At 41.8% G+C, this 14,462-nt stretch carries 9 protein-coding genes, 1 other RNA gene and 2 pseudogenes; 1 reads left to right on the top strand and 11 read right to left on the bottom strand.

Annotated features, from left to right (window positions below; translation table 11 throughout):
- Nucleotides 1-109: 109 nt before the first annotated feature.
- From ssrS to IQ246_RS03355, 5 genes and pseudogenes are all read right to left on the bottom strand, one after another.
- Nucleotides 110-293, bottom strand: a non-coding RNA gene (gene ssrS, locus IQ246_RS03375) — 6S RNA.
- 60 nt (nucleotides 294-353) lie between these two features.
- Nucleotides 354-518: pseudogene (locus IQ246_RS03370) on the bottom strand (5-(carboxyamino)imidazole ribonucleotide synthase); the annotation flags it as partial.
- Nucleotides 519-640: 122 nt separating this feature from the next.
- A complete protein-coding gene (locus tag IQ246_RS03365; protein ID WP_194000109.1) occupies nucleotides 641-1,153 on the bottom strand; it encodes a heme-binding protein in 513 nt (170 codons plus the stop codon).
- 60 nt (nucleotides 1,154-1,213) lie between these two features.
- The gene (locus IQ246_RS03360) at nucleotides 1,214-2,275 is read right to left on the bottom strand and encodes a WD40 repeat domain-containing protein (protein ID WP_244141918.1); all 1,062 of its coding nucleotides are present in this window, start codon (nucleotides 2,273-2,275) and stop codon (nucleotides 1,214-1,216) included.
- 129 nt (nucleotides 2,276-2,404) lie between these two features.
- Nucleotides 2,405-3,052, bottom strand: a complete 648-nt coding sequence (locus IQ246_RS03355; RefSeq protein WP_244141917.1) for a ferric reductase-like transmembrane domain-containing protein — start codon at nucleotides 3,050-3,052, stop codon at nucleotides 2,405-2,407.
- A 52-nt stretch (nucleotides 3,053-3,104) separates the two neighbouring features.
- Here IQ246_RS03355 and IQ246_RS03350 point away from each other — a divergent pair.
- A pseudogene (locus tag IQ246_RS03350) lies at nucleotides 3,105-3,216 on the top strand (IS5/IS1182 family transposase); the annotation flags it as partial.
- 355 nt (nucleotides 3,217-3,571) lie between these two features.
- Here the strand turns inward: IQ246_RS03350 and IQ246_RS03345 are convergent.
- The 6 genes from IQ246_RS03345 to IQ246_RS03320 form a co-directional block, all read right to left on the bottom strand.
- Entirely contained in the window at nucleotides 3,572-5,278 is a 1,707-nt protein-coding gene (locus tag IQ246_RS03345) for an NAD(P)/FAD-dependent oxidoreductase (protein WP_194000107.1), read from the bottom strand.
- Between the two features lie 89 nt (nucleotides 5,279-5,367).
- Nucleotides 5,368-6,540 (bottom strand): MFS transporter, encoded by a 1,173-nt coding sequence (locus IQ246_RS03340; RefSeq protein WP_194000106.1) that lies wholly within the window; start codon nucleotides 6,538-6,540, stop codon nucleotides 5,368-5,370.
- 27 nt (nucleotides 6,541-6,567) lie between these two features.
- Nucleotides 6,568-8,319: an AMP-binding protein gene (locus IQ246_RS03335; protein WP_194000104.1), complete on the bottom strand. Its 1,752-nt coding sequence runs from the start codon at nucleotides 8,317-8,319 to the stop codon at nucleotides 6,568-6,570.
- Nucleotides 8,264-9,259, bottom strand: coding sequence for an iron-containing redox enzyme family protein (locus IQ246_RS03330; protein ID WP_244141916.1), 996 nt, complete (start codon nucleotides 9,257-9,259; stop codon nucleotides 8,264-8,266). Before IQ246_RS03330 ends, IQ246_RS03335 begins: the two co-directional genes overlap by 56 nt.
- A 612-nt stretch (nucleotides 9,260-9,871) precedes the next feature.
- Nucleotides 9,872-11,707, bottom strand: coding sequence for a vanadium-dependent haloperoxidase (locus IQ246_RS03325; RefSeq protein ID WP_194000101.1), 1,836 nt, complete (start codon nucleotides 11,705-11,707; stop codon nucleotides 9,872-9,874).
- A 324-nt stretch (nucleotides 11,708-12,031) separates the two neighbouring features.
- Nucleotides 12,032-13,831 carry a substrate-binding domain-containing protein gene (locus tag IQ246_RS03320; protein WP_194000099.1) on the bottom strand — a complete coding sequence of 600 codons (1,800 nt, stop codon included), beginning with the start codon at nucleotides 13,829-13,831 and terminating at the stop codon, nucleotides 12,032-12,034.
- Between the last annotated feature and the right edge of the window lie 631 nt (nucleotides 13,832-14,462).

Raw genomic sequence — 14,462 nt, 5'->3', positions numbered from 1 at the left:
CTATTCGTCTAATATTCTTAGTTTTTAATTTTTTATTTCTGCTACCAGTAGTACTAATTTGAATGTTTAAAGCTCCCAAGTTTTAATAACTTTGGGAGCTAGAAGTTTTAAGTTCACCGCGACGCCGTTTTACCTAAGTTTATGACCTGGTTAAACCAGGTGGGAACCGAAATTTATCGTTTAAAGTTTCCGGGTACATGCCCGGTCTACTGCCACGAGAACTGTTTGACTCCCTTGTCTTTAAAGGCATAGATCAAAAAACTTGATGGCAGTCACCAACATCGTAGTGCAACTAATTCATTATAGCCTTCCAAAAGATGTTGTGTATTCTATCTCGAAACTTTCTAGAAAATTTAACTGGGATACCAGATGGATTCTATGGTGTGGGCGATGGCTGCACTGATGCCGTTGGCGATCGCACTTAACTTATCCTGGTGCTGATGATCGAGCAAAACGGTGACATGTCCCAGCTTTCGCCCAGGACGTGATTCAGTCTTACCGTACCAATGAACGTGTGCAATTTTCCCGTTTTGGCACAGTTCTGCCTAGCTAGGCAGTTACAGTGGAAGACTAATTACGAACTCTGTTGAGAGAAAGGATGTTTTTTTGTTTTATGCAACAAAGCCGGCTGAACACCTACCTATTTGGGAAGCTTCTTGAAAATCTTCGTAACGCCTGCCTGTGCACAAACCTCATCCTTCTCGCCGCCAGGCGCACCCCCAACGCCAATAGCCCCAACGATTTGGCCTTTAGCTTTGATAGCAATACTTCCTGGCAACGAAATGATGTTCGGTATGGTTAAAAAGGATGAAGCGTTGGGATTGGTTTTTAAAAAAGCGGTGAACTGAGTACCAGTTTCTAGGTTGAATATCGGCCCCATTGTTACGGCGGTGTAGGCCTTGCGGAATGCAGTATCCTTTGTATGCACTACGCTATGATCGCCTTTGAGATGAACCTTAATAAGCCCTGACGGATCAACAATGACCACAGACACTTTATAGCCTGAGGCTTCGCAAGATCGCACAGCTTCCCTCGCCGCTTCAATTGCAAGATCAAGCGTTAAAGTATAGCCTCCGGCTCCCACTTGCGCCTGGGTTGGTAAAGCAATGAGCATTCCGAAAAGTGTTGCTGTAGAACTGAGTATTTTATTCATGCAGTTTTTCTAAACGTAAAATAAATTTGCGATTTTCAACTCTTGTCATGTATGTTTTACTTATAATTTGGTCGCTTCATCTAGTTCTTCAAATTCTGGAATGGGTAAAGGCACTTGCCAAATCTTGATAGTTTCATCTGCACTGCCACTAACAAGCGTATGATCAAGAGGATTGAAAACAACTGACCAAACTGCTTTACTATGTCCGACAAGAGTGCCTAGCAATCGCCTATCGTGGGAATTCCACAACCTAATCGTACGGTCGTAACTGCCACTGGCAATCTGGTTGCCACTAGGACTGAAAGCAACTGACCAAACTGCTTTACTATGTCCTATAAGAGTGCCTAATAATTGACCATTCTGAGGATTCCACAACTTGATCGTATGGTCATGACTGCCACTAGCAAGCTGCTTGCCACTAGGACTGAAAGCAACTGACCAAACTGCCCTATTGTGGGCGGCTAAGGAAATTTTTAACTTGCCCGTTTTCAACTGCCAGATCATAATTCTGCCGTTATCAGTGCCGCTAGCTAAAAGCTCTCCATCCGGGCTGATAGCAACTGATCTAACTCCGTCTTTTTGATTCAAAGTACGGATCACCTCTCCAGTCTGCACATTCCAAAGCTTAATTTTCTTATCCCAGCTGCCAGTAACTAAAACTTTGCTGTCTGGCGTAAAGACAGCAGATTCTACATCGTCTTCATGTCCTGATAAAGTACGAATTAGTTTGCCAGTTTCTAGATTCCACAACTTAATCCGACGATCCCAGCTGCCACTAACAAAAATATGCCCATCAGAACTGATGGCGAGGGATTTAACTGCATTGGCATGACCATGAATAGTATAAAATAATTTATCGGTTTGCAGATTCCAAATCTTAATTGTGCCATCATAACTACCGCTAGCCAAAGTTTTACCATCTGGGCTAATGGCAATTGTATAAATCCATGCTGAATGTCCTTGAAGGGTTTTAAGAGATTGAGTAGCAAATATTGATTGAGAGACTGATGCAAATGAGGTTGGTTGTAAAAGCGTTCTAGTTAGACAGAACCAAACAAAAATTCCTGTTATGGTGATTATTAATATTGTTAACGCTTTGTAAAAAAATATTCTTAACATCATATAGAAATTAGATTTGGTTTTTGAAAGTCATAAAGAATATGTTTGGTTATGAGTAAAAATGTGGGTTCAGTTTTTTTGTTATTTTATTCAAACATTCTCTAACTTAAATACTATTTAGTTTTGGTTTTGCTAATTATTTAATTTTCTTACTTTCCGTTTATTTTTTGTTATTCCATCTTGGAATTGAATCCATATTCGGATAAAAGATAAAACTGCTGTTCCAGTAATAATAGAAATTCCAATTGGTGTTAAATATGTCCAGTGTCCCAACATTTTATCCCAAATATGCCAAGTTAATAAAAACATAGCGAAGTAAGTCAGTTGATGCAATTTCTTCCAGTTTTTTTTCAGTTTTTTAATACTCCAATTATTAGAGGTAAGAGCCAAAATTGTGAAAATAGTAAGAGTGGTAATTCCTTGTATATAAATCCAAAATGTCTTCAAATCTAAAAAATCCAAGTTTCTTTTTCTGACTAATAGGAAAGTATGTCCAAAGGCAAAAAAGAAGGCTATAATACCTATAAAACGGCGGTATTTTAGTAAAAATTGAGGAATACCAGTTTCTTTTGTATGAGGAAAAACGATTTTAATACTTGTGGGTATTAATGTAATAACGTAAGCAATTAATGATATAAATCCCAAAGTGTTAGCCGATAATGGCATATCCATTGTTAACATGACAAATCTCCAGTTTTCGTAGGTATTGTTAAATTTTGGTTTTTTTCTGTGTTTTCTCCCCGTTGTTGGTGGTTGGTCTAAAGTCTCAGGGCGTGTCATCAATTAAGTAAACTGGAATCAGAACTGCTGAAGAATAAACAACAGGAAAACGATGACGCGCCGGTACGCACTACGAGATGACCAGTGGAAGAGAATCAAAGATTTTCTATCTGGGCGAAAGGGCTATATGGGAGTCACGGAAGACAGATAATCGATTGTTTGTCTAAGCAGTGTTAAACCGCGTCTACCTTGAAAACCATAGTTTTTTGGAATTAGAGTAAAGCTCAGAACTCAAGCCACAAAAGAATAATACACTCTCCTTAAAAACTCCAGGTTTCAAAATAGACGGGGTTTATGTCGTTATCGAGCAGGCATTTTCTGGCATGACTTGCCAGCACGATTCGGGGATTTGGGGTGATTTACACCCGCTTCAGTCGATGGTCAAAAACTCTTTCGTGTGGGAGCAGGTGTTTCAGTAGTTGGCAGATGATGCCGACAACGAATATGCGATGATTGACTCCACAATTGCCTATGCCCATCAACATAACTCGGGTGCAAAGAGGGGGATGTAAGTTGCTTCTATATAGCTTGCTTATTAACTGTATCTGCGAGGAATTTTCTGATCTCATTTAGGCGAGGATCATTGATAGATTCCTCGTAACGGTTCTTGAATTTGGTAAGATTTTCTTCCCCTGAACCAGGAAAAAGCTTATCCTTCACTTGTTGGGGAGATTTAAAATATCCCCATGTAACCAGGTTTAACCAATGCTCAAGGTCGTACTGACCACTATGTTTGACCTCTGGTTTATCGAGGTTGAAGACAGGTGGCAAGAAATCTGCTTCTTTGAACAACCTGAATAACTCAGTTGTGGCATTCGATTCAGAAACTTCCCCAGCTGCAACTGCATCGATAATTTTCACTGCTGTGCTAAAAAATTCCTGATAAGCCTCAATGGATGGACAAAATGTACCAACATGGGGAAAGTGTAATTCTCTGAGAATCTCTGGATCTTTGAACTGACTGTATTTTTTATGTACAGCGTCCATGTGAAGACGGCTAAGACTAACTGATGCGTACCAGACCCGTACCCAAGCGTTCCAGAGCTCATAATTGCGCCAGGATATGTAAGAGCCTCGCACTATGGCATCAACGTTATCTAGTGTACGTTGTTGTAACAGATCGATGTGCTCAAAGCGCTCCTCAGAGAAATCACCATCATCGATCGCTCTTAAAAGCTCCTCAGCTAGGGGTAAAATAGCAGTCATAGTTGATGCCAAACCACGGGAATACAGTGGGCCAAGTGCCCCTGCGGCATGAGATGTCAGGCAATAGCGATAACCGATAGTTCGCTTGCTAGAGTATTGCACGCGATCGCCCGTAGAAACCCAGTTACGCACCGACTTTGCAGATTCAAATTGTCTTGCCATGCTCGGAAAGCGAGCAATAAAGTCTTTAAATTCCTTTTCTGGTGGAATATTCTGATTCGGAAATTTTCGTGAATCGAATTGTAGTCCAACACTAACCAAGGCATTTTCCGGGTCTGGTCCATTGTTAAATGGAATCACCCACATCCAACCACTATCAAAACAGTGATGTAGTGTCCCTTGGGACCACTTTCTAGGTACTTTGTAAATTCCCTCCGGCATACAATCTTCAAAAGGCTTGACACCTATCATGTGAGTGAAAATGCTACGCGAATACGTCTGAAACCGAGGAGGAGTTTCCCGCAATCCAAATTTGCTCGCAACAACCGAACGATAACCTGTACCATCAACAACGTATCGAGCCTCAAACTTCTCTCCTTGTTCTGTTTCTAAGCAAACACCTGCTGTGGAAATGTCAATATTGGCAATTCGTGTATTCTCACGAACTGTTGCTCCATAATCTTTAGCAACATTGATTAGATAAGAATCTACATCCTGTCGAAAGTAGTGAACTTCTGGACCATCAAAAGCATCTGGAATGACTACTTGATAGACCTCATTAGGGTTCTGTTCCTGACCTTCACGATGATATACAAAGCCAAAATTGCGTTTGATTCCACAACTTGATGTGACATTGTGTCTTGTTTCAACAAAGCCTGATACATTATTGATTTCAGGGATATCAAAGCGTTCACTCAGAATTTTTAGCAGTTTTGTTGTATCGGGGACAGTAGATTCACCAATTGCAAATCTTGGGTGTTGCGCTGCATCAATGATTAATACACGAGCATTATTCTTGGCAAGAATCATACCCAGAATCGCACCAGACATCCCTGAGCCTAATATTACAACATCAAACATTTCGCTTTCTCCACAATTGTATAAGTTTGTAAGTTTTGATTAGCACCGTAAATTTCATGCTGACTTTTTCGTAACAGAATCGGAACACTTTATTCTTGTGATGGAGCTGAAACTGAACGCTTGTAGCCTCCACAAAAGATAGCGAAGGATGCAACCAGCATTGAGAATCCGACTAAGCAAACTCCATTCCATTGGAACCAACTCCACCCATAGACACCCAAAATCGACCCTAGAGATCCACCCATGAAATTAGATACCATATAGACTGTGTTTAAACGGCTTTGAGCTTCTGGTAATAGGCTATAAATGCGTGCTTGATTCGACACTAAAGTAGATTGTGCTCCTAAGTCCAATAATATGACTCCGCTCACAAGCCCCCACATCTGATGCCCAAAAAACCAAAACACAACAAACGCTAAAGCTGTAATGGAAACACCCAATCCCACCGTCAGACGAGGACTGTTGTGATCTGCAAACCTCCCGATCACAGGAGCAGTAGCCGACCCAACTATGCCTACCAAGCCAAACATACCCGCCGCTCGGCTACCATAGTGATAAGGTGGTTGTTCTAGCAAAAATGCTAGTGTACTCCAGAAGGCACTAAATGCTCCAAATGACAGGAATCCAATGATTGAAGCTTCACGTAATACGGGCTGAGAGCGAATTAATCCTAGCAAAGACTGGATCAATTTTTGGTAAGACAGCTCCAGCGATGGCTGGCTTTTGGGCAACAATTTTAAGATCGCAACTGCAAGGATAGTTGTTAGCCCGCCTGCAATCCAGTACATTGCTCGCCAACCTAATGTTTCTCCAATCCACCCGCTTACAGTTCGTGCTAAAAGGATACCGATGAACAAGGCGCTCATCACGTTTCCGACAACTTTTCCTCGCTCTGTTGGTTTAGCAAGATGGGCAGCAAACGGAAGAATTAGTTGAGGCACAATTGTGGTGATCCCAATTGCTAGGCTTGCACCAGCCAGCCAGACTAGGCTGGGAGATACAGCAGCAGTTACCAAAGCACAGGCTGTCGCAACCAACATAGTGGCAATTAGTTTTCGACGTTCGAGCAGATCTCCCAATGGAACAAACAGGAGTATTCCTAGTGCGTAGCCGATTTGTGTGAGCATCGGGATGAAACCTACCTGTTGAGCGGAAGCATGAAAACTCCGTCCCATCTCTGCAAGTAGCGGTTGGTTGTAGTACAAGTTTGCTACGGCAATTCCAGCAGTAATTGCCATAACCCAAATTGTATTACGTTTCATATTTTGTGCTTTTCATAGGGCTGCTCTTCACTCTTTGCTTTTTGCCAAGGGTCGGATCAAAGAATTTTCGGGATGCTCTAAATCACTGAAGGAAACGGCAATTTTCGCGGCATCTGCTACTAACAGATCCTTACGGACTTTACCAGTTGCAGTCTTGGGTAAGTCAACAAAGTTGATTACATGGGGCTGCTTGTATGGAGCTAGTTCATAGCTGCAAAACTTTAACAAGTTATCTTCTGTAATCAAACTCTTATCTAGTATCTCTACAAATGCCATTAAAACAGGGGAGTTTTTGGCCTTATTGCCTACTGATATTCCAATCACTGCTGCTTCACGTACCTGTTCATGTCGGCATAAAACCCTCTCGATTTCGAGTGAGGATATGTTCTCCCAACCATAGTCGGTTTCTACATAGATCAAGTCCTTAATACGGTCTCGAATTTCTAAGTAACCATCTGAATGAACAACTGCCATATCTCCACTGTGGAACCACCCATCGCGAAATGCTTTTTCAGTCGCCTCAGGATTCTTGTAGTATCCCAGTGTAACTGTATTCCCTGCCATTACTACTTCACCCAATGTCTGCCCATCGTGGGGAACATCGTTCATTTCTTTATCCACCACATGTAGTCCTGTACCTGCATGAATAGTTGCCACACCTTGGCGTGCAAGATGAGTAGCATGGATATCGGGCGGCAGATCCCGCCACTCATCTTGCTGTTCGCACACTACATAGGGACCATAGGTTTCATTCAAACCATACTGATGGACAAAATGCACACCCCTCTCTTGCAAACGCTGAATTAGTGTTGGTGATGGAGCCGCACCACCGGTTGTGATGGTCAGTCCTTTAAAGGCTTGTTTGTCCACTGGTGTCTCGATTAGCAACCTAACAAAGCGTGGTGCACCACACAGATGAGTAATGCCATGCTTTACGAGCATACTAATCAGTTCTGCTTCATTTCCTCTGTCATTGTGTGAGAGAATAACCTGTACTGCACTTACTGCTGTATTTGCCCAGATGTGCCCCCAGCCATTGACATGAAACATCGGTAACATCCACAAGTATTTTGATCCCTTGTTGAGTCCAATCATCAGCACCTGACCAATTGCATTGAGATAGGCTCCCCGATAGGTGCAGATCACGCCTTTTGGACGCCCGGTTGTACCAGATGTAAAGTTAATGGCTAAAGGGTCTAGTTCTTCACGTACAGTTTGATCTAAAACCCAGTTCCCATCCTCTGCTGCTAGGCAGGCTTCGTAATCGATCGCTCCGGGGTATGCCTGTGCGATCGCGTTGTTGAAGATAATTACGTGTTGTAGGTGGGTGAGAGCAGTACGAACTTCTGGGGATATCTTATCAGCAAAGTCAGCATCCACAACTAAAATTTTTGCTTCACAGTAGCTCAGCGCATACATCAGGTCAGTATTTGTCAACCAAGGGTTGAGCATTACCAAAATAGCACCTATTGCTGGAATGCCAAAGTGGGCTTCTATAACTTGTGGGCTATTTTCTGCTAATACTGCCACCCGATCGCCATAATTTACCTGTAGCCGATTCAGTGCCTGTGCTAAGCGACGTGAACGCTGCAACAGTTCGCCATAAGTAATTACACCCCCAGAGTGAATTACAGCTTTTTTATGAGAGAATGCTCGACCACTCCTTTCTAAGAAAGTGGTAGGGTTCAAAGCTTGATAAGAGTGCATTTGCTGTACCTCAATATTACCTAGCTTGTCTTTCCATCCGCCGTGAAAGAATGCCTCTGAGAATACCGTCATACACCCCAGCTCTAGCTTCTAACATCCGCATTGCACTGTCGAAAATTTTCTGAAGGTCTTCATCTGTGCGTATGTATGGTAATCCGGCATTGAACCACCCTTCACCGTGGTCTTCATCAAGTTCGCAGTGTACAACAAAAAACTTCACCATTTCTTCGTTTAATCCGCGCCTACGCAAATGTGCTAAAATATGGCGTTGCTGTAGTGGAATTGCCAACTCTAAAGCACCCATGCCACCAATACCGTAATGTAATCCGTCTGCAAACCAGCACAAACTAATTTTGGTATTTAATAAGTGACAAGTTTCCGGGTTAATGTCCTCTTCACGTGCGCCACCAAAGTAATTCATGAGTGGCTCAAACAGATTCGGGTGTGCCTGGGAAAAATCACCCTGACCAAACTCATCATACAAGTTGTGGTAAAGCTCTTCTCGCATCTCAAATGGCACAATTAGACTGTAAGCAGCAACATGCAGATGAAATCGTTGCATATTAACCCGATAATTTGATAGAAAGTAACGTACTTCCTCGGCACTCAAATCGTCGTTGTCAAACAGGACAAATAAAGGATGATGGTTGACTCTATGAGTGCTAATGCGCTCTTTTAGCCATGATATGAAGGCTGCTGCATCATTATTGGGTTCGCTGGAGATTTGCTCTTGCAACTGGTATTGTTTCTCGACCCGTTCAATGGTATCACGTATTACCCATTCTTTCAGTGAACGCGATGTACCTAGTCCATAACCATTCTGCATTAGATATAAATTCATCTCGAATAGCATGAACTGAAGCTCTCTCCAATCTGCACTATTCTTGTTCTTGAATGCTTTATGGGCAAATAACTTTACTTCCCAGATGAGATTCTCCAAATCTCCCGCTTGAAACAATTCTGTAAAAGAGGCTTTACTCGATAACTTTTCAATTGTTGTTAGTTCTACCATCTTCATACCCTCTATGATTTAGATTGAACTTATTGAGTTTCACGAATCTTTTTACGCAATATTCTGATTCAAAATTACTAGAAAGAGCTATGAGGTAAGCAGTTAGAGAAAGAATCAGTCGGCGATATGCAGTGATTAAATAGCTTAGGACATAGCAAGTCATAAGAGAGCGGGTGTGTCATAGCTATCCATAGCAGACTTGTCCTAACCAAGAGCGATCGCCATCTAACTCCTTCTACCAGGACATAGAAAATTGCGTTCAAGACTTCCCATATATCAACTTCACGCTTGCACCACCGGGTTTTGGTTCTGGAATCATCAAGTCAGAAATTCATATTGAGCGAGGATCAGATTGCTGGGGTATGCTTTATGTTGCTCTCTCGGTGCTGTCCACTATCTATTTACAGCGTATACTGAGAGAGCTTTTTTACAACCTATTGGACTTTTCAACCACCCTCTTAAACTCTCGGTTTGCTATACTAGGAGGCTTTGTTGCATAATTAGTCCGACTTTCGTTCAAAACTCTTGCAATACAAGGCTTTCTCAATAAGGGTGTATAATTAACGATTATTGCTGTGCAAGGATTTGAGGTATTCATGCAACAAAGCCACACTAGAACATACTGCTCACTAAGTCTGCTACTTGACCACCTAAAAAAACGCTGGGATTAATGGCCAGGTTCGGATCTACACTACCTAATGTTGGTATCTGGGTGATTGTAGACGACGGAACATGAACTCCACCATAGATCCGGCTTGCGGCATTATCCTCTATGGCCTCCATAATAGTATTGTATGAGCGAGACACACCGGGTAAATCTTGCGAAACGAGGGTTAAAGGTGTGTTGTTACCGAAGAAGTTAATCAAAACTTGACCTGCTGCATTACCATATCCAGCATGTCCTGAGTAGTAGTCTGGAAACGCTGGAGTTAAGGGAAAATCACCGTATTCTTCAGGCTTTAAATTCACTAACAGCGGTTTCCAGTCAGGATCTTGAACTGCGTTTGACTGATCTACTGGTAATTCTTGCCGGATTGAGGTAATTGGTCGCAATTGATTGTACGTGTACTTGGCATCCCATGTAAGGATGGCTGCATCAGCTTCCGCAATGTTCAGTTGGGCAAACAAGAGGGCATTTTCCTCTAACGTATTACCCTTCTCCAAGGCGAGTTCTTGTGCAAACTCGTTCCACTGACCCGCAGGTTTAAAAGTGTCCGGGCGATCAAGAGACCAGAATAAAGCAGATTCCGTTTGGTCGGCAGTGCGAACAATTTTAGTAGTGTTAGTATTCTCAAGACCGCCATGTTGTCGAACAAAATTTGTCTCGTCCACGAACTGTTTGCTACCAAACTTTACAGGGCCAGTCAGGTTGAATTGTTGCAGGCGAGGAATCGGATCATCTCCTACTTGACGATCAGGTATATCATGTGAAAAAGGAGTAACTAGACCCCACCCTGGCGATACTGGTTTTCCAAAATCCGGGGGAGTTAATCGCCATTCACCTGGGTTAGATCCTTCTTTATAAGGTATTTGTCCTGCTTCAGCAGAACCGTCATTACTTCGTAATTCTAGTATTTGCTTAGCAACAATTGTTCCTAAAGCAACACCCTTGTCTTCTGCTGTACCATCCGATATCTGCGCTAAAGACCTGCTCAGTTGTTCATCGAATGTAGCTTTTTGATCGGGATATAAATTGACCAGCGCTGTATAAGCGGCTCCCGCAACTGCAGCTTCAGGGGATGCATTTACAACCCGGGGGTCGGAAGCATCAAAGTTCACATAAAGAGACTTATGACTTCGGGAAATTGCGTTAACGGCATCATAGATTGCTGCATGAACAATCGCTTGATTACGTGAAACTAATGTAGGTCCAGTTCCAATCTGACGTTTTATAATCGTACCATCTTCATCACGCAAAACCTTTCCCGCAGCTATTGTGGCATTCAAAGTTGTTGCATTCCAAACAATAACAGGATCACCAGTAGAAATGAATTGACTGGCTGGAAGTCCCTTGTCAGTAGTCTTAGAAGAGAGAGTGTTTGGGTCAATCTCGGCTATCAGATAGTAGGCTCCCGGTGCCACAACACTTGGATTACGCAAATCCGGGCTAGTAAAGTCTGCGGTAACTTTTTGAGACTGACCCGGTTTCAATTTAATATTTGGGATGCGTAGAGTACCCAATAGCTCATCTGTACCCTCTAGAGGATCTTTAGACGTGAATGAACCATTTGAGAGTTTAGTAAGGTTTTTAGGGGTGTTGAGAGGACTTTTATCAAGGATTGCGTCTGGTGATGCATAGATGTTGAGATTTAATGAATGTCTGCGATACTTTGCTTTACCTTCATTAGTAATAACAAGGCTTACTTTCCCCTGTTTATCAGGAAGCATTGTAGGTGCTTGAGACACACTATCGAACTTAATATCGAGATCTGCTTGATTTCGTAACATAAATCTCTGCTCCCTTAATTAATCTTTTTTACCACTCTATCCAGAGGAAAAGATGAATTCATACCAAGCTGCGTTTAAAGATGTCATTCTGAACATACCCCGCAAGATAGTGTTAGCGTAGTTCAGGATGACAAGTTGTATATGTGACTGCAACCAGGTATTAGTTGTATTGATGAGTATTGCTGCCAGTTACAGTTTCATATTTACTAGCATTTGTGAGCTTTATTGCTTTTCTCCACTAGCACTATTGGTTAGTAAGGCTTTTACACAGGGCTGAATATCAACTCTCTATTACCCTCATTTAGTAAATATCATCTGCCGTGATCATAATTTTTGGATATTATCACAGCTATCTGAAGATCCAGATGGCGGAAGATAACCAATACTTTGTGCGTAATCTTTACTAGAATCTGAAATGTACAAACACACTACTCTGGCATGATCTGCTTGTGTCCGAGTGGAGTAAGAAGTACGAAAAACAATATAATTCTGAGCAGATACAGAAAACGGCTTTCTTGACCTAGCCTTGGTAATAAGTGGAAGCCCTGCATTTTTAGCTATAACATCTTCAGCATAGCCAACTGCCCCTGGGGTACTTGCAACTTTACTAACGATACCTCCAGCAAAACCCTTTAGATTATCAGAGTTAAAAACAATGGGATTAGGAGGTGCAATAGCAATGTCATTTGCTGGATTAGGATTGAGGAGAACAACGTTTCCACTACTATCTACCAAGGAGAACTTACAGACTGGCTTAGTGAATCCGTTATTAATAGTAATGCTAAGACCGCTAGGATCTCCAGGATAAACGCGTTTAACAGGTAGATTGGGACCACCTACTTCACTCCAATTAGAGATAGTACCACTAATGAGACCACAAACTTGCTTTGAATTAAGCTTACCCTTGAAACCAGGGACGTTGTAAGGAAATCCGACAGCGAAGTCAAGATTGTTTATACGTACTACCTCTTTGCTATCAGGGTAAAAGTCAGAGATAGATTGGTTGGGAGCTACCGCAGTTGACACAAAGTCTATATTAACCGAACCAGATCCCAAATCGGCCGTTCCAGCTTTGAAAGCAGCACGGCCTGTACCACTACCGTTCACAGTAAAGCTAGCACCACGCTCTCTGAAGAATTTGTTATTTAAGGGGGTTGTAGCGCCCGCACCAACACCATTGATTGAAGGAGTAAAAGTAATACCTCTAGGGTTAGTCAAGCTACTAGTAGCGTTAGAAGCAAACACACCTAGAAAAGATCCATCTCTGCCATCATAACGTAGGACAGAGTTAGTATCAAGACTGCCAACGAACAGATCATTATTTGGACCGCCAAATTCTACTGCTCTAGGGTTTTTCAATCCGCCGCTGCCGGAGGGGATAAAGGCATCAATAAACTTTCCAGTTTTACCGTTATACCGTAGAACACTGCTAGTGCCTGAACTGGAGACATAAAAGTTGTTATCAGACCCTAATGCTATACCCACAGGTGCTTTCAATCCGCCGCTGCCGGAAGGGATAAAGGCATCAATAAACTTTCCAGTTTTCCTGTTGTAACGCAAGACACTGTTAGTGCCTGAACTGGCGACATATATGTTACCATCAGGCCCAAAATTTATGATGAAAGGATCAGATAGACCACCACTACCTGGTGCTATAAATGTATCAATGAATTCCCCAGTTTTACCGTTGTAACGCAGAATGCTGTTAGTAGCTGCGTCACCAACATAGCCATTCCCATCAGGACCAAAGGTTACCGCTCTAGGATTAGTCAGTCCACCACTACGCGCTGGTACAAATGCATCGATGAATTGTCCAGTTATACCGTTGTAGCGAAGCACTTGGCCGGTATTAAAACTACTAACGTAGAAGTTGCCATCTGGTCCATACCTCGAACCGAAGGGAGAATTTAGACCACCGCTACCTTTAGTTGCAAATGCACCAATAAATTGTCCTGTCGTTTCATCAAATCGCAATACTTCATTTGTTGCCAAACTGCTCACTAACACATCACCTAGAACTACAGAAGCACTCAAGCTGCTGACTGTAGCTGCGATCGCCACCACCAGGAAAATCTTGGAATTAAATCTCTTCACCACGTAAATACTGCTCCAAGGTAGTTTCAAAAGTTTTACCTTTCCTTTATTACTTTTGATTAGAGCATAAACTCTAATTATTGACTTCTACATGTTTTGCAATAAAGAAATTATTAGCGATAAAAATCATGATGCGTTCGTGTCATCCATGATGTTTAAACTTCAGGAAAAAAATGCTGTTCTCTCTCTCACTAATGCTCAAATAGTTTAATAATAGGGTTTGGTTATACAACAGCAATATGAAGATAACGATTGCCTTCTTTTACTAAATTGCATGTGTACACGTTATTACTATTATTGATTTGGGAATTAGTAAAAGTATTAAATTTGTGAATTTATTAGCCCATTTCTTGAGGCTTTGTCTTAACTTCTTCTAGATTAGAGTTCAGGAAAAATAACTTGTCTATTTTTGACACTATACAGTCTTTCGCTCAAAAGCAGATTAAGAATGGCTAAAGCTATGTTTAAATTGTCTTAGTTATGGTTTATTAATCTACTCACATCTTTCACCTGAAAATCTGAATGTAAAACCACAACGAAGCTAATCTGCGTTCAAGTTGCACACTCACTGGCTAAGATCGTCATTAATCATTTGTAATCTTTCCTTTGTAAATACTTTTGACTAATGACAAATGATAAAGGACAGCCCTCATGAATTATT

It is taken from the genome of aff. Roholtiella sp. LEGE 12411 (assembly GCF_015206995.1).
GTDB lineage: Bacteria > Cyanobacteriota > Cyanobacteriia > Cyanobacteriales > Nostocaceae > Komarekiella.
The sequence above is the reverse complement of the archived record's forward strand: the minus strand, read 5'-3'. Positions and strand labels throughout refer to the sequence as shown.